We start from the raw sequence: 20,540 nt of genomic DNA on the forward strand, positions 1-20,540 counted from the left end.
GCCATACCCGCCCTCGACGTCCGGGCCGTCACCGTCCGCTTCGCCGGGCTCACCGCCCTCGACTCCGTCTCCTTCACCGTCCGCCCCGGCACCGTCCACGCCGTCATCGGCCCCAACGGCGCCGGCAAGTCCACCTGTTTCAACGTGCTCTCCGGCGTCTACAAGGCGACCTCCGGCAGCGTCCGGTTCGGCGAGCACGAGCTCACCGCCCTGCCCCCGCACAAGATCGCCGACCTCGGGGTCGCCCGCATCTTCCAGAACCTCGCGCTGCCGCCGCGCGCCACCGTCGAGGACAGCCTGATGCTCGGCCGCCACCGCCTCACCCGGACCGGCTTCCTCGCCGCCGGGCTCCGGCTGCCCTCCGCCGCCCGCGAGGACGCCCGCCACCGCGCCCGCGTCCGGGAGATCGCCGCGTTCGTCGGCCTGGAGAAGCAGCTCGCGCAGCCTGCCGGATCCCTCCCGTACGGGCAGCAGAAGCTCGCCGAACTGGCCCGCGCCCTCTGCATGGAGCCCAAGCTGCTCCTCCTCGACGAACCCGTCGCCGGCATGACCGCCGACGAGCGCCGCCGTACCGCCGCCGTCATCGCCGGTGTCCGCGACAGCCTCGGGATCTCCATCGTCCTCGTCGAACACGACATGGGAGTGGTGATGCGGCTCGCCGACGCCGTCACCGTCCTCGACTTCGGCCGTCGCATCGCCGACGGCGCCCCCGGCGACGTACAGAACGACCCGGCGGTCGTCCGCGCCTATCTCGGAGAGGAGACCGCCGAGTGACCACCTTCGCCGAACTCCTGCTCAACGGCGTCTCGTTGGGCTCCATCTACGCCCTCATCGCCCTCGGCTTCGTGGTGATCTTCCGCGCCACCGAGGTCGTCAACTTCGCCCACGCCTCACTCCTCCTCGCCGGTGGGTACTTCACTGCCGTCCTCCATGACGACATCGGCTTCTGGCCCGCGCTGCTCGTCGGCATCGGCGGCGCGGCCCTCGTCGGCGCGGCCGTCGAGTTCCTCGTGATGCGCCGCTACCGCGGCTCGGACCACAGCGTCCTCGCCATCGTCACCATCGGCGTCGACATCCTGCTCGCCACCGAACTGACCCGCCGCATCGGTACGGACATCCTCTCGCCCGGCGACCCCTGGGGCGACGCCGTCGTCACCCTCGGACCGATCACCCTCGCGCAGACCCGGATCGCCGCCTTCCTCGCCGCCGCCCTGCTCATCAGCGCGTTCCTGCTCGCCTTCCGCCACACCTCCTGGGGCGTCGCCATGCGCGCCGCCGCCGAGAACCAGGAGACCGCCGCCCTCATGGGCATCCGGCTCGGCCGCGTCTCGCTCGGCGCCTGGGCCGTGGCCGGCGGACTCGCCGCCGTCGCCGCGCTCTTCCTCACCGTCTTCCCGACCCCCGGCCTGGAGCGCACCACCTCGCTCGCCGCGATGAAGGCCTTCCCGGCCGCCATCCTCGGCGGCCTGGACTCCACCACCGGCGCCCTCGTCGGCGGCCTCCTGGTCGGGATCACCGAGTCCCTCGCCACGGGCTACCAGGGCGATCTGACCTTCCTCGGCCGGGGCATCGGCGACCTCGCCCCGTACCTCGTGATGGTCGCGGTGCTGCTGATCCGACCGGCCGGACTCTTCGGTACGAAGGAGCTCGCCCGTGTCTGAGACCCTCGCACCCCGCGCCTTCGCCACGCTCGCCCGACCCCGCGTCTACGGATGGGCCGCCGCCGGTCTCGTCCTCGCCGCCTTCCCCTTCTACCTGGACCGCTTCTGGCTCCAGGCCGGGCTCTTCGCCATGGCCGCCGCGATCGGCGCCATCGGCATCAACCTGCTGACCGGCGCCACCGGCCAACTGTCCATGGGCCACGCCTTCTTCCTCGCCGTCGGCGCGTACGGCTACTGCGTGTTCGCCGGTGACGGGAAGGACGGGCTCACCGGGCTCGGCCTGCCGGGCTGGCTCGCCGCCGTCCTCGCCGTCGTCCTCGCGGGCCTGGCCGGCGGGGTGTTCAGCCCCATCGCGGGCCGGCTGCGCGGCGCGTACCTCGGCATCGCCACCCTCGCGCTCATCTTCATCGGCCAGCACGTGCTGTTCAACGCGCACGACCTCACCGGCGGCTTCAACGGCCGCGCGGTGCCCCCGCTCAGCCTCTTCGGGATCACCTTCGACGACAGCGAACTCCTCGTCGCACAGGTCCCGTTCGGCTCCGCCGAGAAGCTCTGGTACCTCGGCCTCGTCCTCCTCCTCGCGGGCGCCCTCTTCGCCCGCGGAGTCCTCCGCGGCCGCCCCGGCCGCGCCATGAACGCCATCCGGGACCACCGGATCGCAGCCGGAGTCATGGGCATCCCCGTGGCCCGCTACCGCGCCGCCGTCTTCGTCCTGTCGTCCATGTACGCGGGACTGGCGGGCGTTCTCCTCGCGCTGGTCTTCCAGCGCACCGTGCCGGAGTACTTCGGCATGCTGCTCTCCCTCGAATACCTGGCCATGATCGTCATCGGCGGTCTCGGTTCGGTCGCCGGTGCGGTGGTCGGAGGCGTCTTCGTCTCCCTCCTGCCGCAGCTCCTCAACCGGTACAGCGACGCGCTTCCCCTGGTCTCCGCCCCCGGGACGGGCGGGATCGCACCGGGGGAGGCCGCGCGCTATCTCTATGGCGCCGCCGTCGTCGCGGTGGTGCTCTTCCTGCCCGGAGGCCTGGTCCGGCCGGCCTTCCGGACATCCGCCTGGAAAACAGCCCGGAAAACAGCCCGGAAAACCCAGCGAACCGCCCAACCCTCGCACTCCTCTGGGGAGGAACGATGATCCACCGACGACAGGCGACCAGAACCATGGCCGTCGCGCTCGCCACCCTCGTCGCCCTGACCGCCGCCGGCTGCAGCTCCAAGGCCAAGAGCGGCGACGACAAGGACACCGGCGCGGGCGGGGTGAAGACCGGCAAGGGCGTCACCGACAAGACCATCGCGGTCGGCGCGCTCACCGACATGACCGGCGTGTACGCCACGCTCGGCAAGAGCGTGACACAGGCTCAGCAGCTGTACGTGAAGCAGGTCAACGCGGCCGGCGGGATCTGCGGCCGGCAGCTGGAGCTGACGGTCCGTGACCATGGCTACGACCCGCAGAAGGCGCTCTCCGCCTACACCGAGCTGGAGCCGAAGGTCGCCGGCTACATGCAGTTCATCGGCTCCCCGTTCGTCGCCGCCGTCAAGCAGCGCGTCGACGGCCAGGACAAGGGGCTCGTGCTGCCGCAGGCCTGGTCCGCCTCGCTCCTCGGTTCCCCGTACATCCGGGTCCTCGGCTCCACGTACGACGTCGAGACGATCAACGCCGTCGACTTCCTGGTCAAGGAGAAGGGCCTGAAGGCGGGCGACAAGCTCGGGCACGTCTACTTCGAGGGCGACTACGGCGAGAACGCGCTGACCGGCTCGAAGTACGCGGCCGGGAAGGCCGGGCTCACGGTCGTCGAGCAGAAGATCAAGCCCACGGACAACGACATGTCGGCGCAGGTCGCGGCGCTCAAGCAGGCGGGCGTCAAGGGCATCGTCATCAGCGCGGGCCCGCGCCAGGCGGCCTCGCTGGTCGGCGTCGCCGCGGCGACGAAGCTCCTGGTGCCGGTCATCGGCAACAACTCGGCCTTCGCGCCGCAGCTGCTCGGTACCCAGGCCGGGCCGGCGCTGGAGAAGCTGTACTGGTTCGCCTCGCCGAGCCTGCCGATCGGCGCGGACACCCCGGCGGCGAAGAAGCTCGTCGCCGACTACAAGGCCGCCTACCCGAGCGACAGCCTCGACAACGGCATCGTCGCCGGCTGGACCGCGGCGAGCGTCTTCGGCGAGGCCCTGAAGAAGGCCTGCGACGCCAAGGACCTCAGTCGCGAGGGCATCGACAAGGCCCTGCTGACCCTGAACGCGTACGACGCCGGCTTCGGCATGACGCACGACCTCAGTGACCCGAAGGCCCCCTCCTCCCGCCAGTCCGTCATCCTCCAGCCGGACAAGTCGGTCCCGGGCGGCATGCGCACGGTCCGCGAGCCCTTCGTCTCGGACGCGGCGAAGGAGTTCACCCCGAAGGCCGGCTGACGTCGGCGGTACGGAAGGCCCCGCCGCGCGCCCGCGCGGCGGGGCCCCGGCGTGTCACCTCCACGAAACACGGAAGTGTGAAGCTCGGGCCCATGCATGATCACCTCATGGCGCCACCCGGAATCGACCGCCTGGACCCCGCCCGGATCCGAGCCCACGCCCCCGACGGACTCGCCGCCCTCCTCGTCGACGCCGTCGACGGCGGGGCCTCCCTCGGCTTCCTCGCGCCCCTGGACCCGGCAGAGGCGGCGCGCTGGTGGCAGGGCGTCGCCGACGAGGCGGAGCGGGGCGTACGGGACGTCTGGGCGGCCCTCGGCCCCGACGGCGAGGTCCTCGGGGCCGTCACGCTCGTCCGGACCGACAAGCCGAACGGCCGCCACCGCGGCGAGATCGCGCGCCTGATCGTCCACCGGGGCGCCCGCGGCCGGGGCCTGGGCGCCCGCCTGCTCGACGCGGCGGAGGCGCACGCGGCGCGGGAAGGCCTGACGCTCCTGGTCCTGGACACCCAGACCGACAGCCCCGCCGAGGGCCTCTACCGCAAGGCGGGCTGGACCCCGGCCGGCACCATCCCGGACTTCGCCGCCGACCCCACGGGCACGCTGCGTCCGACGACGCTCTACTACAAGCGCCTCGGCTGAGCGCGTCCGCGAGGGGGAGGGACCCGTCCGCGAAACGGCGCCGAACCCGGCGACCGCGCGGGCGACCCGGCCCGACCCGTCTGCGGGCAGACGAAGGGCCCGGTGCTTTCCGCACCGGGCCCTTCGTCGTACACGTACACGTACCGCTACGGCAGCTGCGCCGCCTCCGCCTGACGGGCCTCGCGGCTCTCGCGGCGGTTGTCGCGGAAGGTGTTCACTCGCCGGGCCGTCGCGAAGAGGGGGATCACGGCGCCCATCACCACCTGCAGCGCGCAGCCGGTCTGGAGCAGGAGCTGCCCGCCCGGGGCGTCGAACGCCCAGGCCGCCAGCATGGCCATCGCACCCACGATCCAGCTGAGCATCGCCACCGCGAGGATGCCCCGCGGCTTGGGGTACTCGACCCGGCTCACCATCAGCCAGGCCACTCCGATGATCGCGAGCAGCGTCGGGATGAACGGCAGCTCCAGGAGCACGATCGAGACCACCGTCAGCGCGCCGAAGGGGGACGGCATGCCCTGGAACATGCCGTCCTTCATGGTCACGCACGAGAATCTCGCGAGTCTCAGCACCACCGCGAGCAGCACCACGATCGCGGCCACCGCCGAGACCTTCTGCATCGCGTCGTTCAGGTCCGCGACCATCCCGTACACGAGCACGAAGTAGGCCGGGGCGAGACCGAAGCTGATCAGGTCCGACAGGTTGTCGAGCTCGGCGCCCATCGGCGACGAGCGCAGCTTGCGGGCCACGATGCCGTCGAAGAGATCGAAGATCGCCGCGGCCAGCATCAGGATCACGGCGGTGGCGGCGCTGTTGCGCGCCATGCCGGTCTCCGTGCTGCCGGTGAGGTGCGGGATGAGGATGCCGGTGGTGGTGAAGTACACCGCCATGAATCCACACGTCGCGTTACCGAGCGTGAGGGCGTCCGCTATGGACAGCCTCAGCGACAGCGGCATCTCCTCGGCCTCGTCGGCCGCCTCCGCGTCGGCGACCCAGTCGGCGGCCCGGGTGTCGGGATCAATCACGGTCAATGCGAGTCACCCCCGCGGTCGTGGTCTGACCGACCTCGACGGCGACGTCGACACCTTCCGGAAGGTAGATGTCAACGCGCGACCCGAAGCGGATCAGACCAATGCGCTCGCCCTGCTCGACCTTCGTCCCCTGGGGGATGTACGGCACGATGCGCCGGGCGACCGCCCCGGCGATCTGCACCATCTCGATGTCACCGAGCTCGGTGTCGAAGTGCCAGACAACGCGCTCGTTGTTCTCGCTCTCCTTGTTGAACGCCGGGACGAACCCGCCGGGGATGTGCTCCACGGACGTCACCGTGCCGGCCAGCGGCGCGCGGTTGACGTGGACGTTCAGCGGGCTCATGAAGATGGCGACCCGGGTGCGTCCGTCCTTCCACGGCATGATGCTCTGCACCACACCGTCGGCGGGGGAGATGACCCGGCCCTGAGCGATCTCACGCTCGGGGTCGCGGAAGAACCACAGCATGCCCGCCGCCAGGGCGGTGGTGGGCACGGCGATGGCCGCGGCGCGACGGGACCTGCGCGCACGCGCGAGGCTCAGCGCCGCGGTGGCGACGGTCGGCAGAAGCCACGGCGATGCTCCGCGTGCGATGCGTACGCCGGCGAGGCTGTCGCGAGGTGCAGAGGTTTGGCTGTGGGGCATGGATGACCTTCGTAGCGGATGATGCCGCACTGGCAACGGGGGACGGCGGCTTTCAAACGATGCTATCGGTTGCGGGCCGCAACTGGGTAAGCCAGAAGCCGAGTCGGCGGCCGGAAGACGAACACGGGGTGTGATCTTCTTCGCGGCCGAACCGACTCAAAGGCGACAATCAACCCTGGAACCGGTACTCCTCGAGCAGCCGACGACCGATGATCATTTTCTGGATCTCGGCGGTACCTTCACCGATGAGCAGCATCGGAGCCTCTCGGTAGAGACGCTCGATCTCGTACTCCTTCGAGAACCCGTATCCGCCATGGATACGGAAGGCGTCCTCCACGACTTCCTTGCAGTATTCGGAGGCGAGGTACTTCGCCATCCCTGCTTCGAGGTCGTTTCGTTCCCCGGAGTCCTTTTTGCGTGCTGCGTTCACCATCATGGCATGAGCGGCCTCGACCTTGGTAGCCATCTCGGCGAGCTTGAACTGAATCGCCTGGTGCTGAGCGATCGGCTTGCCGAAAGTGTGACGCTGCTGGGCATACGAGACACCCAGTTCGAAGGCACGCTGAGCGACGCCGCAGCCACGCGCCGCGACGTTCACGCGGCCGACCTCGACGCCGTCCATCATTTGGTAAAACCCTCGGCCGGTGACCCCGCCGAGGACCCGATTGGCCGGAATGCGCAGTCCGTCCATGATGAGTTCGGTGGTGTCGACCCCCTTGTAACCCATCTTGTCGATCTTCCCGGGGATGGTGAGGCCGGGGCGGACCTCTCCGAAGCCGGGCTCCTTCTCGACGAGGAAGGTCGTCATCGACTTGTGGGGCGCGGTGCCCTCGGGGTGTCCTTCGTCACTTCGGACGAGAACGGCGACCAGCGTTGACGTTCCGCCGTTCGTCAGCCACATCTTCTGGCCGTTGAGGACGTACTCGTCGCCGTCCTTGACCGCCTTCGACGTGATGGCCGACACATCCGAGCCGAGGCCCGGCTCCGACATCGAGAACGCGCCACGCGTCTCGCCGGCCGCCATCCGGGGCAGGAAGTAGTCCTTCTGCTCCTGGGTGCCGTGCTGCTTGAGCATGTACGCCACGATGAAGTGCGTGTTGATGATGCCGGAGACCGACATCCAGCCGCGGGCGATCTCCTCCACGCACAGCGCGTAGGTGAGCAGCGACTCACCCAGACCGCCGTACTCCTCGGGGATCATCAGACCGAAGAGGCCGAGCTCCTTGAGCCCGTCGACGATCTGCTGCGGGTACTCGTCGCGGTGCTCCAGCTCCGTCGCGACCGGGATGATCTCCTTGTCGACGAACTCCCGGACAGTCTTGAGGATCTCCTGCTGGACGTCCGTGAGCCCGGCGGTCTGGGCGAGTCGGGCCATGGCTACTTCTCCGTCTTCTTCGCGGGCTCGATGAGCTCGGGGCGGCCGGGCTGTTCGCCGCCGCGCTCCTTGATGTACGTCTCGGTGGGAACCATGACCTTGCGGCGGAAGACGCACACCAGGGTGCCGTCCTGCTTGTAGCCCTTGGTCTCCACGTACACGATCCCGCGGTCGTTCTTCGACTTCGACGGGGTCTTGTCGAGGACCGTGGTCTCGCCGTAGATGGTGTCGCCGTGGAAGGTCGGCGCGACGTGGCGCAGCGACTCGATCTCCAGGTTGGCGATCGCCTTGCCCGAGACGTCCGGGACGGACATGCCGAGCAGCAGCGAGTAGATGTAGTTGCCGACGACGACGTTCTTGCCGAAGTCCGTCGTGTTCTCGGCGTAGTTCACATCCATGTGCAGCGGATGGTGGTTCATCGTCAGCAGGCAGAAGAGGTGGTCGTCGTACTCGGTGACCGTCTTTCCGGGCCAGTGCTTGTAGACGGCGCCGACTTCGAACTCTTCGTAGGTGCGGCCGAACTGCATGGGACTCAGGCCTCCGCCTTCTTTTCCGAATCGGGCTGTTCGAACTTGCTGGTGCGCTGCATGCCGGCGGCGCGGCCCTTGCCGGAGATGACCAGGGCCATCTTGCGGGAGGCCTCGTCGATCATCTCGTCGCCGAGCATGGCCGAGCCCTTCTTGCCGCCGGCCTCGGACGTGTAGTAGTCGTACGCGTCCAGGATCAGCTCGGCGTGGTCGAAGTCCTCCTGCGAAGGGGAGAAGATCTCGTTCGCCGCGGCGACCTGGTCCGGGTGCAGCACCCACTTGCCGTCGAAGCCGAGGGCGGCGGCGCGGCCGGCCACCTCGCGGTAGCCCTCCTGGTTGCGGATCTGGAGGTAGGGGCCGTCGATCGCCTGGAGGTTGTTGGCGCGGGCGGCCATCAGGATGGCCATCAGGATGTAGTGGTACGCGTCGGCGCCGTAGCCGGGCGGCTGCTCGCCGACGACCAGGGACTTCATGTTGATGGAGGCCATGAAGTCGGCCGGGCCGAAGATGATCGTCTCGACGCGCTGCGAGGCCGTGGCGATCGCGTTGACGTTGTTGAGACCCTGGGCGTTCTCGATCTGCGCCTCGATGCCGATCTTGCCGACCTCGAAGCCCATCGTCTTCTCGATCTGGGTCAGCAGGAGGTCGAGCGCCACGATCTGCTGGGCGTCCTGGACCTTCGGCAGCATGATGCAGTCGAGGTTCTGGCCAGCGCCCTCGACGACGGTGACGACGTCACGGTACGTCCAGTGGGTCGTCCAGTCGTTGACCCGCACGACCCTCGTCTTGCCGGTCCAGTCGCCCTCGTTGAGGAACTTGACGATGGTGTGCCGGGCCTCGGGCTTGGCGAGCGGCGCGCAGGCGTCCTCCAGGTCCAGGAACACCTGGTCGGCGGCGAGCCCCTGGGCCTTCTCCAGGAAGCGCGGGTTCGAGCCGGGCACCGCGAGGCAGGAGCGGCGGGGGCGAAGCCGGTTCACGGGGCTGGTCATGCGGGGACCTCCAGAGGGTCGAGCTTGTTCGCTTTCCGGATCTCGTCGACGATACGGCCGATGATCTCGGTGATACCGAAGTCCTTCGGTGTGAAGACGGCGGCCACACCCGCGCGCTTCAGTTCTGCGGCGTCGGCGTTCGGGATGATCCCGCCGACGATGACGGGAATGTCGGTGGCGCCGGCCTCCCGGAGGCGGTCGAGCACGTCGGGCACCAGCTCGGAGTGCGAGCCGGACAGGATCGACAGACCGACACAGTGCACGTCCTCGGCGAGGGCCGCGTTGACGATCTGCTCGGGCGTCAGCCGGATCCCCTGGTAGACCACCTCGAAACCGGCGTCACGCGCGCGTACGGCGATCTGCTCGGCCCCGTTGGAGTGCCCGTCCAGGCCCGGCTTGCCCACCAGGAGCCGCAGCCGCCCGGAGCCCAGCTCCGTCGCGGTCCGCGCCACCTTCTCCCGTACGAGAGCCAGTGGGGTGCCCTCCTCGGCCGTCACCGCGACCGGGGCGGAGGAGACGCCCGTGGGGGCGCGGAACTCGCCGAAGACGTCCCGCAGCGCCCACGACCACTCGCCGGTCGTGACACCGGCCCGCGCGCACTCCAGGGTGGCGGCGAACAGGTTGCCCTCCCCGGCCGCCGTCGCCTTGAGGGCGGCCAGCGATTCCTGGGCACGGTTCTCGTCGCGGTTGTCGCGCCACTCGTGGAGCTTGGCGACGACCTTGGCCTCGTTGGCCGGGTCGACCGTCATGATCGCCGTGTCGAGATCCGCGGTGAGCGGGTTCTCCTCCGTCGACTGGAAGATGTTGACGCCGACGATCTTCTCGTCGCCGGCCTCGATCCGGGCGCGCCGCTCGGCGTGCGAGGAGACCAGCTGCGACTTGAGGTAGCCGGACTCGACGGCGGCCATCGCGCCGCCCATCTCCTGGATCCGGTCGATCTCGGCCAGGCACTCCTCGACGAGGGACTCGACCTTGGCCTCGATGACGTGCGAGCCGGCGAAGATGTCCTCGTACTCAAGGAGGTCGGACTCGTGGGCGAGTACCTGCTGGATGCGGAGCGACCACTGCTGGTCCCAGGGGCGGGGCAGGCCCAGCGCCTCGTTCCAGGCGGGCAGCTGGACGGCACGCGCGCGTGCGTCCTTGGAGAGCGTCACGGCCAGCATCTCCAGGACGATCCGCTGGACGTTGTTCTCCGGCTGCGCCTCGGTCAGCCCGAGCGAGTTGACCTGGACGCCGTAACGGAACCGGCGCTGCTTGGCGTCCTCGATGCCGTACCGCTCGCGGGTGACCTTGTCCCAGATGCAGCCGAAGGCGCGCATCTTGCACATCTCCTCGATGAAGCGGACACCCGCGTTCACGAAGAACGAGATACGGGCGACGACCTCGCCGAAGCGGTCCGCCGGGACCTGGCCGGAGTCCCGGACCGCGTCGAGCACCGCGATCGCGGTGGACATCGCGTACGAGATCTCCTGGACCGGAGTGGCCCCCGCCTCCTGCAGGTGGTAGCTGCAGATGTTGATCGGGTTCCACTTCGGGATGTTGTTCACCGTGTAGGTGATCATGTCCGTCGTGAGGCGGAGCGAGGGGCCGGGCGGGAAGACGTGCGTCCCGCGCGACAGGTACTCCTTCACGATGTCGTTCTGGGTGGTGCCCTGGAGCCGGGTGACGTCCGCGCCCTGCTCCTCGGCGACCACCTGGTAGAGCGCCAGCAGCCACATCGCCGTGGCGTTGATGGTCATCGAGGTGTTCATCTGCTCCAGGGGGATGTCCTGGAACAGCCGGCGCATGTCACCGAGGTGCGAGACCGGGACCCCGACCCGGCCGACCTCGCCGCGGGCGAGGATGTGGTCGGGGTCGTAGCCGGTCTGCGTGGGCAGGTCGAAGGCGACCGAGAGGCCGGTCTGACCCTTGGCGAGGTTGCGCCGGTACAGCTCGTTGGACGCCTCGGCGGTCGAGTGACCGGCGTAGGTCCGCATGAGCCACGGCCGGTCCTTCTGACGCTCTGTCATATGCGGTCCCGGGTTCAGATGTTACGGAAGCGGTTGATGGCGTCGATGTGCTTCTCGCGCATCTCCGGGTTGCTCACGCCCAGGCCCTCCTGCGGGGCGAGCGCGAGGACGCCGACCTTGCCCTGGTGCAGGTTGCGGTGGACGTCGTACGCGGCCTGGCCGGTGTCCTCCAGGGAGTAGACCTTGGAGAGCGTCGGGTGGATCTTGCCCTTGGCGACCAGGCGGTTGGCCTCCCACGCCTCGCGGTAGTTGGCGAAGTGCGAGCCGACGATCCGCTTCAGCGACATCCACAGGTAGCGGTTGTCGTACTCGTGGTTGTAGCCCGAGGTCGAGGCGCAGGTCACGATCGTGCCGCCCTTGCGGGTGACGTAGACGCTCGCGCCGAAGGTCTCGCGGCCCGGGTGCTCGAAGACGATGTCCACGTCCTCGCCGCCGGTCAGCTCGCGGATGCGCTTGCCGAAGCGCTTCCACTCCTTCGGGTCCTGGGTGTGCTCGTCCTTCCAGAACTTGTAGCCCTCGGCGTTGCGGTCGATGACCGCCTCCGCGCCCATCGAGTGGCAGATGGCGGCCTTCTCCGGGGAGGAGACGACACAGATCGGGTTGGCGCCGCCGGCCAGTGCGAACTGGGTGGCGTACGAGCCGAGGCCGCCGCTCGCGCCCCAGATCAGGACGTTGTCGCCCTGCTTCATGCCGGCGCCGTTGCGGGAGACCAGCTGGCGGTACGCGGTGGAGTTGACGAGGCCCGGGGACGCCGCCTCCTCCCAGCTCAGGTGGCCCGGCTTCGGCATCAGCTGGTTGGACTTCACGAGCGCGATCTCGGCCAGGCCGCCGAAGTTGGTCTCGAAGCCCCAGATGCGCTGCTCGGGGTCGAGCATCGTGTCGTTGTGGCCGTCCGAGGACTCGAGCTCGACCGAGAGGCAGTGCGCGACGACCTCGTCACCGGGCTTCCAGGAGTTGACGCCCGGGCCGGTGCGCAGCACGACGCCCGCGAGGTCGGAGCCGATGATGTGGTACGGCAGGTCGTGGCGCTTGCTGAGGTCGCTGAGCCTGCCGTAGCGCTCCAGGAAGCCGAAGGTCGACACCGGCTCGAAGATCGAGGTCCAGACCGAGTTGTAGTTCACGGAGCTGGCCATGACGGCGACGAGGGCCTCGCCCGGGCCGAGCTCGGGGAGCGGCACGTCGTCGAGGTGGAGCGACTTGCGCGGGTCCTTGTCTCGGCTGGCGAGACCGGCGAACATCTCGGTCTCGTCCTTGTGGACGGTGATGGCGCGGTACGACTCGGGGAGCTTGAGGGCGGCGAAGTCCGAGGACGTGGAGTCCGGGGACTGGATCGCGTCCAGGATGTCCTTCACGGGGTGCCTCCGGCGGTGCGGTTACGTCAGGGGAGTTACTGGCGGTGGAGGTGTGCCGTCGGTTCGGCGGGTGGAGCGGTGGCTGCGCCGGGTGGGCGCTGAAGTTTGCCTGTGACGCAGGCGTCCGGGCGCACAATCACGATCGCTTGTGGGGACAGCCGGCGCACGAGGAGACCTCTGCGCGCCGACCGCCCGGACAACATCAACGTATGGCACCGCGTGTCACCTGACAAGGCACTGCGTGCCAACAATTTCACTCATATGCAATCTGCCGGTCACACATGAGCGATGATCGATCGAAGGCCCGCCACAAAAGCGACGAAGGCCGCCCCGTATCGGGAGCGGCCTTCGTCGTACGTGGGGTGTCTCACCTCTTGAGGGCTTGCTGGATCGTCCGCATGACCTCGTCCAGCGGGGCGTCCGTGCGGGCCACGGCGATCACCACATCGCCCTCGGCGGCGGTGGTCGCCTTCGGCCCCGGTGCGGCCGTCTGCGGGCCCCCCTGCGCGGCCGAGGACGGCCGGGCGCCTATCCCCGAGCCGAACGTCTCCCGCACGATCGCGAACGCGTGGTCCAGCTGCGCCTCCACGTCGCCCTGACCCCCCGCCCGCAGCCAGCGGCGCAGCACGTGGTTGTGGGCCGTCACGACCGCCGAGGCGGCCACCTCGGCGAGCAGCGGGTCGTCGTTGCCGACGTGGTGGTCGCGCTCGTCGAAATGGCCCAGCAGATAGCGGGTGAACAGCCGCTCGTAGCGGGCCACCGAGGCGATCTCGCGCTCGCGCAGGGTGGGCACCTCGCGGGTGAGCCGGTACCGCTCCACGGAGACCGCCGGGGACCCCGCGTACATCTTCATGACTTCCTTGATGCCCCGGCAGACGGTGTCCAGCGGGTGCTCGTGCGGCGGGGCGGCGTTGAGCACCGCCTCCGCCCGCACCAGGGTGTCGTCGTGGTCGGGGAAGATCGCCTCTTCCTTGGACCGGAAGTGGCGGAAGAACGTCCGGCGGGCGACCCCGGCCGCCGCGGCGATCTCGTCGACCGTCGTGGCCTCGTACCCCTTGGTCGCGAAGAGCTCCATCGCCGCCGCCGCCAGCTCGCGGCGCATCTTCAGCCGCTGTGCGGCCGCACGGGTGCCGGCCGCACTCTCCTGAGTGTCGGACGTGGACGTGGCACGGGGTGACTTCGCGGCCTTGGACATGTCCTGAACGTACTGCATCAGTGCGGGAGTGTGCCCAGGTGGGGGAGGGTCGCCGGGGCCCGGGCAGGGGGTGCCGGTGGCACTCCCTGGGCTCAGCAACCCTCCCCAGCCCGCGTAGGGATCAGCGTCGGGCATATTCGCGGAAGCCGCGCCCCGTCTTGCGGCCCAGGCAGCCGGCCGCCACCAGGTGCTCCAGAAGCGGCGCCGGGGCCAGGCCCGGGTCGCGGAACTCGCGGTGCAGCACCTGCTCGATGGCGAGCGAGACGTCCAGGCCGACGACGTCGAGCAGCTCGAACGGGCCCATCGGGTAGCCGCCGCCCAGCTTCATGGCGGCGTCGATGTCGTCCAGGGACGCGTAGTGCTCCTGGACCATCTTGATCGCGTTGTTCAGGTACGGGAAGAGCAGCGCGTTCACGATGAAACCGGCCCGGTCACCGCAGTCCACCGGGTGCTTGCGGATCTTCGCGGTGACCTCGCGGACCGTGGCATGCACGTCGTCGGCGGTCAGGACCGTACGGACGATCTCCACCAGCTTCATCGCGGGCGCCGGGTTGAAGAAGTGCATCCCGATGACGTCCTGCGGGCGCGAGGTGGCGCGGGCGCAGGCGACGACCGGCAGCGAGGAGGTCGTGGTGGCGAGCACCGCGCCCGGCTTGCAGATCTTGTCGAGCCGGGCGAACAGCTCCTGCTTCACCGCCAGGTCCTCGGCGACCGCCTCCACTGCCAGGTCGACCTCGGCGAAGGCGTCGACCGATCCGGCCGGGGTGATCCGGGCCAGCGTCTCGTCGCGGGCCTCGGCGGTCATCCGGCCCTTGTCGACCGAACGGGCGAGGGACTTCGCGATCCGGGCCTTGGCGGTGTCGGCCTTCTCCTGGGAGCGGGCGGCGAGCACGACCTCGTACCCGGCCTTGGCGAAGACCTCGGCGATGCCGGAGGCCATCGTGCCGGAGCCGGCGACGCCGACCGAGCGGACCTCGCGGCCCTGGGCGGTGGCGGCGCTCTCCAGCGGGGTCAGGGCGTCACGGACCACGGTGGCCGAGGCGGGCGCGTCGTACGTGTAGAAACCGCGGCCCGACTTGCGGCCGGTCAGACCCGCCTCGCTGAGCTGCTTGAGGATCGGGGCGGGGGCGTGCAGCCGGTCGCGCGACTCGCTGTACATCGCCTCCAGGACGGTACGGGCGGTGTCGATGCCGATCAGGTCGAGCAGCTCCAGCGGGCCCATCGGGAGACCGCAGCCGAGCTTCATGGCGGCGTCGATGTCCTCGCGGGAGGCGTACTTCGCCTCGTACATGGCCGCGGCCTGGTTGAGGTAGCCGAAGAGCAGCCCGTCCGCGACGAAGCCGGGGCGGTCGCCGACCGCGACGGGCTCCTTGCCCAGGTCGTGCGCCAGGGCCGTGACGGCCTCGACGGCCTGCGGCGCGGTGAGGACGGAGGAGACGACCTCGACCAGCTTCATGGCCTGGACCGGCGTGAAGAAGTGCAGGCCGAGCACGCGCTCCGGGTGGGCCGAGTCGGCGGCGAGCCGGGTCACGGAGAGCGCGTTGGTGCCGGTGGCGATGATCGCGTCGGGCCGGACGATGCCGTCCAGGGCCCGGAAGACCTCCTGCTTCGCCTCGTACGACTCGGGCACGACCTCGATCACGAGGTCGGCGTCGGCCGCCGCGTGCAGGTCGGAGTAGGTGCGGAAGCGGGCGAGGACGTCCTGCCGCTCCTCCTCGGTGATCCGCTCACGGGCCACCGCGCGGGCGGTGGACGCCTCCAGGGCGGCGACCGCCTGTGTGGCGGCGGCTTCGCTGATGTCGATACCGATGACCTCGCGGCCGGCCCGGGCGAGGACATCGGCGATGCCCTTGCCCATGGTGCCGAGACCGACGACGGCGATGGTGGAGAGAGGGGTGTCCATCAGGGGACTCCAGGAGGGAAGAGTGACGACTGAAGGCGGCGATTGCGGAGCGCGGAAAACGCGTCGCTTACGAGGCGAAACAGATCGCGTGCGGGCGAAAGGGATCGCGTGCGGGCGAAACGGGTCGCTTTACGGGCGCGAGAGGAACGCGCGGGAAAGGGGTGACGGACTCTGTCCCGAAGTCACGTCGAAAACTGCCGAACCGACACACTCGATCTCACGACGGCTGCGTCACCAGGCCGTTGTGAGGGTGCGGGGGGTGACCCGCTCACCTGAGATTAACCGGCGGGTAACGAGCGCGCCAGTCCCGGGGAGTTCGGAAAATGTGATCTGGATCGCGGATACGCTGGCCGCCATGGATATCGCCCAGGACCCGGAATTCTGCTCGATGATCGATCGATTGCGGGACGAGATCCACGACGGCGGGGAAGCCGGTCGAAAGCCTTTCGAAGAACTCGTCGCCGCCGACGATCCCGAGGAGTTCGCGCGCGTCCTGACCGCACCCGGCCAACCCCTGTGGGCCCGCGAGATCGCCGCCTTCCGGCTCGGCCTCGCCGGCGACCCGCGCGCCTTCGAGGCCCTGGTCCTCCTCCTCAACCACCGCGACCCGGAGCGCTGCGTCTCCGCCGCGTACGCCCTGACCCGGCTCGGCGACCCCCGCACCGCGCGGGCCGCCGCCGCCCTCGCCACCAACGAACTCCGCGTCGCCTACGCCCTGTTACCGGTCAGGCTGCTCACCGACCTGCGCGCCCCCGAGTCCGTACCGGCACTGCTCGACGTCCTTCAGCGGCGCCTCGCGGCCGACGACCCCCACTGGCGCGTGGGCCTCGCCTGCGTCGAGGGCCTCGGCACCCTCGGCGACCCCCGCGCCCGCCCCGCCCTCGAAGCCGCCCTCCCCCACCCCCGCCTCGGCCCGGCGGCCGCGCAGGCGCTGGCCCGGATCGCCGGCTAGCGGGCGTCGTCCTCCGGGACCAGCGCGAAGGCCTCGATCTCGATCAGCAGGTCCGGGCGGACCAGGGCGGCGACCTGGACCGCCGAGCTCGCCGGGAGCGGCGCGGCGCCGAAGGCCTCGTCGCGCGCCGTGCGGACGGCGGGGAGGTGGGCGATGTCCGTGACGAAGTACGTCAGCTTCACCACGTCCTCGAACCCCGCGCCCGCGGCGGCGAGGCAGCGGCGCAGGTTCGCGAAGACCTGACGGGCCTGCGCCGCCGGGTCGTCCGCTCCGACCACGGCGCCCGAGGCGTCGAGGGAGCACTGGCCGGATATCGCGACGAACCGGCCGGTGCCCCACACGACATGGCTGTACTGGGGGCTGGCGGCGACGCCGTCGGGGGCGGGCACATGGGTCAGGTGCGTACTCATGCCCGACATCCTCGCGCACACCACTGACAGTCCCCGCCCCCATGCCCTGTCAGCGCGCGTGACCGAGGAGCCCGTGCAGGGCCGATCCGCCCGTCGCGGCGGGCTCCGAGGCGTCGCGGCTCGTGCCGACCTTCAGCGGCTCCGGCTCCGGGAGCGCCTCGCAGACCGCGTCCGCCTCCGACTGCCCGTCACCGCGCGGCACGTGCCCCGTCCGGAGATAGGCCGCCAGGTGCGCGTCCATGCAGTCGTTGCCGGCCAGCGTCACCCCGTGGTTCCCGCCGCCCGCCTCGACGATCAGGCTGGAGTCCCGCACCATCCGGTGCAACGCCGCCCCGCCCTCGTACGGAGTGGCTGCGTCGTCCGTCGCCTGGAGGATCAGGACCGGCGGCACCTCGTCGTTCGAGACGTCGGGCGGCGTCAGCGAGTCCACCGGCCAGAACGCGCACGGAGCGTTGTACCAGGCGTTGTTCCAGGTGGAGAAGGGTGCCTTGGCGTGGACGTCCCAGTTGTCCGTGCGCCAGGTGTTCCAGTCGCGCGGCCACTTCGCGTCCCGGCACTGCACGCTCGTGTAGACCGAGTAGCCGTTGTCGGCCGCCGCGTCCGCCGCCCCGAACCTCTCGTACGCCCGGGTCAGCGGGACCGCGTCCTTGTCGTTGACGTACGCCGAGAACGCCTCGGCCAGCTTCGGCCAGTAGCCGTTGTAGTACCCGCCCGGCAGGAAGGTGTCCTCCAGCTCGCCCGGGCCGACCTTGCCGCCGGCCGGGCTCTCCCGCAGCGCGTCCCGCATCCCGTACCAGGCGGCTTCGACCACCGCCGGGTCCGTGCCGAGCGCGTACGTGGCGTTCTGGCGGGCCACCCAGGCCATGAAGTCCTTGTGGCGGGTGTCGAAGGCGTAGTCCTGCGCGATGTTGTCCTCGTACCAGACGCCCCGTGGATTGACGACGGAGTCCAATGCGAACCGGCGCACCCGCTCCGGGAACAGCCGCGCGTACACGGCGCCGAGATAGGTGCCGTAGGAGTACCCCAGGTAGTTGAGCTGGGGCGCGCCGAGCGCCGCGCGGATCGCGTCCAGGTCTCTGGCCGTGCTGACCGTGTCGATGTACGGCAGGACGTCGCCGTGCTTCTCTCCGCACGCCGCCGCGAAGGCCTGTGCCCGCTCGACGCCCCGCTGTTCGCCCTCCGTCCCGATCGGTACCGAGTCGGGCCGCACCGGGGCGAAGTGGCCCGGCCGGCAGTCGAGGGCCGGCTCGCTCCTGCCGACCCCGCGCGGGTCGAAGCCGATGACGTCGTACTGCGCCGCCACCTCCGCCGGCAGCGAGGCGGCCACGTACCCGGCCATGGCTCTGCCGCTGCCGCCCGGTCCGCCCGGGTTGACGACCAGCGGCCCCTGGAACTCCTGCGCGGTGTGCGGGACCCGGGTGAGCGCGATCGTGATGCGCCGGCCGGCCGGATCGTCGTGGTTCAGCGGCACCTTGAGCGTGGCGCACTGGAGCTTCGGGTACGCCGTGGTGGCACAGCCGCTCCAGACGAGCGGCGCGATCGGGCGGGGCGTCGGCTCGGGCCGGGGTGCCGCGGATGCGGGCAGGACGGTGGCCGTCCCGGCGACCAGCGCCCCAGCGGCGATCAGCATTCCTGCACGTGTGGTCATACGGCGTGGGTGCCCCGAACCACAGGCGGAAGGACCCGTTCCGCCGAGAGTTGACCCGATCAGAGGATCCGTCGGACGCGTGTCAGAGCAGGGTGAGCTGCTCGGCGGCGCCCGCGAGCGCCGGCTCCTCCGGTACGGGTATACGGCGCGGCGCGTCCCGGTGCGCCGGTCCCATCCCGAACTCGGCGGCCAGCTCGTGCACCTGACGGGTGATCCGGCGCTGGTACCAGGTCGGCGCGTAGGCCCCGTCCGCGTACATCCGCTCGTACCGCCCCACCAGATGCGGGTGGTGCTGCCGCAGCCAGGCGAAGTACCACTCGCGTGCCCCCGGCCGCAGGTGCAGGACGAGCGGGGTCACGGAGGTCGCGCCGGCCTCGGCGATGGCGCGCACGGTCTCCCGCAGCTGCTCGGGCCGGTCGCCGAGGAAGGGGATCACCGGGGCCATCAGCACCCCGCAGCCGATGCCGTGCTCGCCGAGCGTCCGTACGACGTCCAGGCGGCGCTGCGGGGAGGGCGTGCCGGGCTCGACCGTGCGCCACAGCTCCTGGTCGGTGAAGCCGACGGAGACGGAGATGCCGACCTCGGTCACCTCGGCGGCCTGGACGAGCAGGTCGAGGTCGCGCAGGATCAGCGTGCCCTTGGTGAGGATGGAGAACGGGTTGGCGTGGTCGCGCAGGGCCTCGATGATCCCGGGCATCAGCCGGTAGCGCCCCTCGGCCCGCTGGTAGCAGTCGACGTTCGTGCCCATCGCGATGTGCGCGCCCTGCCAGCGGCGGGAGGCGAGCTGCCGGCGCACCAGCTCCGGTGCGTTGATCTTCACCACGATCTGGGAGTCGAAGCCGAGACCGGTGTCGAGGTCCAGATAGCTGTGGGTCTTGCGGGCGAAGCAGTAGACGCACGCGTGCGTGCAGCCGCGATACGGGTTCACCGTCCATTCGAACGGCATGCGGGAGGCGCCCGGCACCCGGTTCACGATCGAGCGGGCCCGCACCTCGTGGAAGGTGATCCCGCGGAATTCCGGGGTGTCGAACGTACGCGTCGTGACCGCGTCCGTGCCGAACAGCGCGGTCTCGGCGGTGGCGGGGCTGTCGCCCAGATTGTCCCAGCGCATGGACGCCTCCTCGGTAGCGGTGAGCCACAGAATAGAACACCTGTTCCCTTGATCGTCGCAACCCGAGGAGGAACCCCGATTTGGGAGGCCAGGTCCCAGGTGGTTGGCTTGGCGCCACACCCCTGAAGAACCACGTGTTGGAGGAAGTGCCATGGCGCAGGTCGAGGCCACGACGGAGCGGATCATCGCGGCGGACCCGGAGACGGTGTTCGACGCCCTCGCCGACTACAGCGGCACGCGCGCGAAGCTGCTGCCCGAGCACTTCAGCGAGTACGAGGTGCGCGAGGGCGGCGACGGCCAGGGGACGCTCGTCCACTGGAAGCTCCAGGCCACCAGCAAGCGCATCCGCGACTGCCTCCTGGAGGTCACCGAGCCCACCGAGGGCCAGCTCGTGGAGAAGGACCGCAACTCCTCGATGGTCACCACCTGGACCGTCACCCCCGCCGGCGAGGGGAAGTCCAAGGCCGTCGTGACCACCGTCTGGAACGGCGCCGGAGGCATCGGCGGCTTCTTCGAGAGGACCTTCGCGCCCAAGGGACTTGGCCGCATCTACGACGCCATCCTTGCCAAGCTCGCCACCGAGGTGGAGAAGTAACGCTCCCGCGCTCACCGATTCGAGTGGTTTTCCCGCGGCCCCCGCAAGAGCGCCCCGCGCGCCCGGGGGTCGCGCGGCTCTCCGTAAACGCGCTGATGGGC

At 70.1% G+C, this 20,540-nt stretch carries 19 protein-coding genes; 7 read left to right on the forward strand and 12 right to left on the reverse strand.

Going from position 1 to position 20,540, the window contains the following annotated elements; genetic code table 11:
• The first annotated feature begins 3 nt into the window (after positions 1 to 3).
• The 5 genes from ACZ4VI_RS27310 (at position 4) to ACZ4VI_RS27330 (ending at position 4,702) form a co-directional block, all read left to right on the forward strand.
• Complete coding sequence (locus ACZ4VI_RS27310; RefSeq protein ID WP_468003609.1) at positions 4 to 774, forward strand: ABC transporter ATP-binding protein; 771 nt, start codon at positions 4 to 6, stop codon at positions 772 to 774.
• Complete coding sequence (locus ACZ4VI_RS27315; RefSeq protein WP_468003383.1) at positions 771 to 1,661, forward strand: branched-chain amino acid ABC transporter permease; 891 nt, start codon at positions 771 to 773, stop codon at positions 1,659 to 1,661. Before ACZ4VI_RS27310 ends, ACZ4VI_RS27315 begins: the two co-directional genes overlap by 4 nt.
• The gene (locus tag ACZ4VI_RS27320; protein ID WP_468003385.1) at positions 1,654 to 2,793 is read left to right on the forward strand and encodes a branched-chain amino acid ABC transporter permease; all 1,140 of its coding nucleotides are present in this window, start codon (positions 1,654 to 1,656) and stop codon (positions 2,791 to 2,793) included. The genes ACZ4VI_RS27315 and ACZ4VI_RS27320 overlap by 8 nt, the downstream gene beginning before the upstream one ends.
• A complete protein-coding gene (locus ACZ4VI_RS27325; RefSeq protein ID WP_468003387.1) occupies positions 2,790 to 4,064 on the forward strand; it encodes an ABC transporter substrate-binding protein in 1,275 nt (424 codons plus the stop codon). The genes ACZ4VI_RS27320 and ACZ4VI_RS27325 overlap by 4 nt, the downstream gene beginning before the upstream one ends.
• Positions 4,065 to 4,171: 107 nt before the next feature.
• On the forward strand, positions 4,172 to 4,702 hold the full coding sequence (locus tag ACZ4VI_RS27330) for a GNAT family N-acetyltransferase (RefSeq protein WP_468003389.1): 531 nt from the start codon (positions 4,172 to 4,174) through the stop codon (positions 4,700 to 4,702).
• A 146-nt stretch (positions 4,703 to 4,848) separates the two neighbouring features.
• On the opposite strand, the gene pssA is transcribed toward ACZ4VI_RS27330, so the two are convergent.
• The 9 genes from pssA to ACZ4VI_RS27375 all read right to left on the reverse strand — a co-directional run bounded on the left by pssA (position 4,849) and on the right by ACZ4VI_RS27375 (position 15,723).
• The gene (gene pssA, locus ACZ4VI_RS27335) at positions 4,849 to 5,724 is read right to left on the reverse strand and encodes a CDP-diacylglycerol--serine O-phosphatidyltransferase (RefSeq protein WP_468003611.1); all 876 of its coding nucleotides are present in this window, start codon (positions 5,722 to 5,724) and stop codon (positions 4,849 to 4,851) included.
• Entirely contained in the window at positions 5,717 to 6,373 is a 657-nt protein-coding gene (locus ACZ4VI_RS27340) for a phosphatidylserine decarboxylase (protein ID WP_468003391.1), read from the reverse strand. Before ACZ4VI_RS27340 ends, pssA begins: the two co-directional genes overlap by 8 nt.
• Positions 6,374 to 6,542: 169 nt before the next feature.
• Complete coding sequence (locus ACZ4VI_RS27345; RefSeq protein ID WP_468003393.1) at positions 6,543 to 7,748, reverse strand: acyl-CoA dehydrogenase family protein; 1,206 nt, start codon at positions 7,746 to 7,748, stop codon at positions 6,543 to 6,545.
• Positions 7,749 to 7,750: 2 nt separating this feature from the next.
• Positions 7,751 to 8,275 (reverse strand): MaoC family dehydratase, encoded by a 525-nt coding sequence (locus ACZ4VI_RS27350; protein WP_030320137.1) that lies wholly within the window; start codon positions 8,273 to 8,275, stop codon positions 7,751 to 7,753.
• A 5-nt stretch (positions 8,276 to 8,280) separates the two neighbouring features.
• Positions 8,281 to 9,264 carry an HpcH/HpaI aldolase/citrate lyase family protein gene (locus ACZ4VI_RS27355; RefSeq protein WP_468003395.1) on the reverse strand — a complete coding sequence of 328 codons (984 nt, stop codon included), beginning with the start codon at positions 9,262 to 9,264 and terminating at the stop codon, positions 8,281 to 8,283.
• The gene (locus tag ACZ4VI_RS27360) at positions 9,261 to 11,273 is read right to left on the reverse strand and encodes a protein meaA (protein WP_468003396.1); all 2,013 of its coding nucleotides are present in this window, start codon (positions 11,271 to 11,273) and stop codon (positions 9,261 to 9,263) included. The genes ACZ4VI_RS27355 and ACZ4VI_RS27360 overlap by 4 nt, the downstream gene beginning before the upstream one ends.
• 14 nt (positions 11,274 to 11,287) lie before the next feature.
• A complete protein-coding gene (ccrA, locus tag ACZ4VI_RS27365; protein WP_468003398.1) occupies positions 11,288 to 12,625 on the reverse strand; it encodes a crotonyl-CoA carboxylase/reductase in 1,338 nt (445 codons plus the stop codon).
• A gap of 367 nt (positions 12,626 to 12,992) precedes the next feature.
• Entirely contained in the window at positions 12,993 to 13,820 is an 828-nt protein-coding gene (locus tag ACZ4VI_RS27370; RefSeq protein ID WP_468003399.1) for a TetR family transcriptional regulator, read from the reverse strand.
• A 121-nt stretch (positions 13,821 to 13,941) separates the two neighbouring features.
• Entirely contained in the window at positions 13,942 to 15,723 is a 1,782-nt protein-coding gene (locus tag ACZ4VI_RS27375) for a 3-hydroxyacyl-CoA dehydrogenase family protein (RefSeq protein WP_468003401.1), read from the reverse strand.
• A gap of 355 nt (positions 15,724 to 16,078) precedes the next feature.
• Here ACZ4VI_RS27375 and ACZ4VI_RS27380 point away from each other — a divergent pair, with 355 nt between their 5' ends.
• On the forward strand, positions 16,079 to 16,675 hold the full coding sequence (locus tag ACZ4VI_RS27380; protein ID WP_468003403.1) for a HEAT repeat domain-containing protein: 597 nt from the start codon (positions 16,079 to 16,081) through the stop codon (positions 16,673 to 16,675).
• Here the strand turns inward: ACZ4VI_RS27380 and ACZ4VI_RS27385 are convergent.
• The 3 genes from ACZ4VI_RS27385 to ACZ4VI_RS27395 form a co-directional block, all read right to left on the reverse strand.
• Positions 16,672 to 17,085 carry a RidA family protein gene (locus tag ACZ4VI_RS27385; protein ID WP_468003405.1) on the reverse strand — a complete coding sequence of 138 codons (414 nt, stop codon included), beginning with the start codon at positions 17,083 to 17,085 and terminating at the stop codon, positions 16,672 to 16,674. The genes ACZ4VI_RS27380 and ACZ4VI_RS27385 overlap by 4 nt on opposite strands.
• Positions 17,086 to 17,134: 49 nt before the next feature.
• Positions 17,135 to 18,733: an alpha/beta hydrolase gene (locus ACZ4VI_RS27390; protein ID WP_468003407.1), complete on the reverse strand. Its 1,599-nt coding sequence runs from the start codon at positions 18,731 to 18,733 to the stop codon at positions 17,135 to 17,137.
• An 82-nt stretch (positions 18,734 to 18,815) separates the two neighbouring features.
• On the reverse strand, positions 18,816 to 19,844 hold the full coding sequence (locus ACZ4VI_RS27395) for an Rv2578c family radical SAM protein (RefSeq protein ID WP_468003409.1): 1,029 nt from the start codon (positions 19,842 to 19,844) through the stop codon (positions 18,816 to 18,818).
• A gap of 151 nt (positions 19,845 to 19,995) precedes the next feature.
• Here ACZ4VI_RS27395 and ACZ4VI_RS27400 point away from each other — a divergent pair, with 151 nt between their 5' ends.
• Positions 19,996 to 20,439 (forward strand): SRPBCC family protein, encoded by a 444-nt coding sequence (locus ACZ4VI_RS27400; RefSeq protein WP_468003411.1) that lies wholly within the window; start codon positions 19,996 to 19,998, stop codon positions 20,437 to 20,439.
• Positions 20,440 to 20,540 lie beyond the last annotated feature (101 nt).

The sequence above is a fragment of the Streptomyces sp. NPDC029169 genome (genome assembly GCF_055563935.1).

What these genes read in the sequence shown, in the direction of transcription:
- ACZ4VI_RS27325 (WP_468003387.1), top strand. Translation starts at nt 2,790, where the DNA reads ATGATCCACCGACGACAGGCGACCAGAACCATGGCCGTCGCGCTCGCC.
- ACZ4VI_RS27330 (WP_468003389.1), top strand. Translation starts at nt 4,172, where the DNA reads ATGGCGCCACCCGGAATCGACCGCCTGGACCCCGCCCGGATCCGAGCC.
- ACZ4VI_RS27340 (WP_468003391.1), bottom strand. Translation starts at nt 6,373, where the DNA reads ATGCCCCACAGCCAAACCTCTGCACCTCGCGACAGCCTCGCCGGCGTA.
- ACZ4VI_RS27345 (WP_468003393.1), bottom strand. Translation starts at nt 7,748, where the DNA reads ATGGCCCGACTCGCCCAGACCGCCGGGCTCACGGACGTCCAGCAGGAG.
- ACZ4VI_RS27350 (WP_030320137.1), bottom strand. Translation starts at nt 8,275, where the DNA reads ATGCAGTTCGGCCGCACCTACGAAGAGTTCGAAGTCGGCGCCGTCTAC.
- ACZ4VI_RS27355 (WP_468003395.1), bottom strand. Translation starts at nt 9,264, where the DNA reads ATGACCAGCCCCGTGAACCGGCTTCGCCCCCGCCGCTCCTGCCTCGCG.
- ACZ4VI_RS27360 (WP_468003396.1), bottom strand. Translation starts at nt 11,273, where the DNA reads ATGACAGAGCGTCAGAAGGACCGGCCGTGGCTCATGCGGACCTACGCC.
- ACZ4VI_RS27370 (WP_468003399.1), bottom strand. Translation starts at nt 13,820, where the DNA reads ATGTCCAAGGCCGCGAAGTCACCCCGTGCCACGTCCACGTCCGACACT.
- ACZ4VI_RS27375 (WP_468003401.1), bottom strand. Translation starts at nt 15,723, where the DNA reads ATGGACACCCCTCTCTCCACCATCGCCGTCGTCGGTCTCGGCACCATG.
- ACZ4VI_RS27380 (WP_468003403.1), top strand. Translation starts at nt 16,079, where the DNA reads ATGGATATCGCCCAGGACCCGGAATTCTGCTCGATGATCGATCGATTG.
- ACZ4VI_RS27385 (WP_468003405.1), bottom strand. Translation starts at nt 17,085, where the DNA reads ATGAGTACGCACCTGACCCATGTGCCCGCCCCCGACGGCGTCGCCGCC.
- ACZ4VI_RS27390 (WP_468003407.1), bottom strand. Translation starts at nt 18,733, where the DNA reads ATGACCACACGTGCAGGAATGCTGATCGCCGCTGGGGCGCTGGTCGCC.
- ACZ4VI_RS27395 (WP_468003409.1), bottom strand. Translation starts at nt 19,844, where the DNA reads ATGCGCTGGGACAATCTGGGCGACAGCCCCGCCACCGCCGAGACCGCG.
- ACZ4VI_RS27400 (WP_468003411.1), top strand. Translation starts at nt 19,996, where the DNA reads ATGGCGCAGGTCGAGGCCACGACGGAGCGGATCATCGCGGCGGACCCG.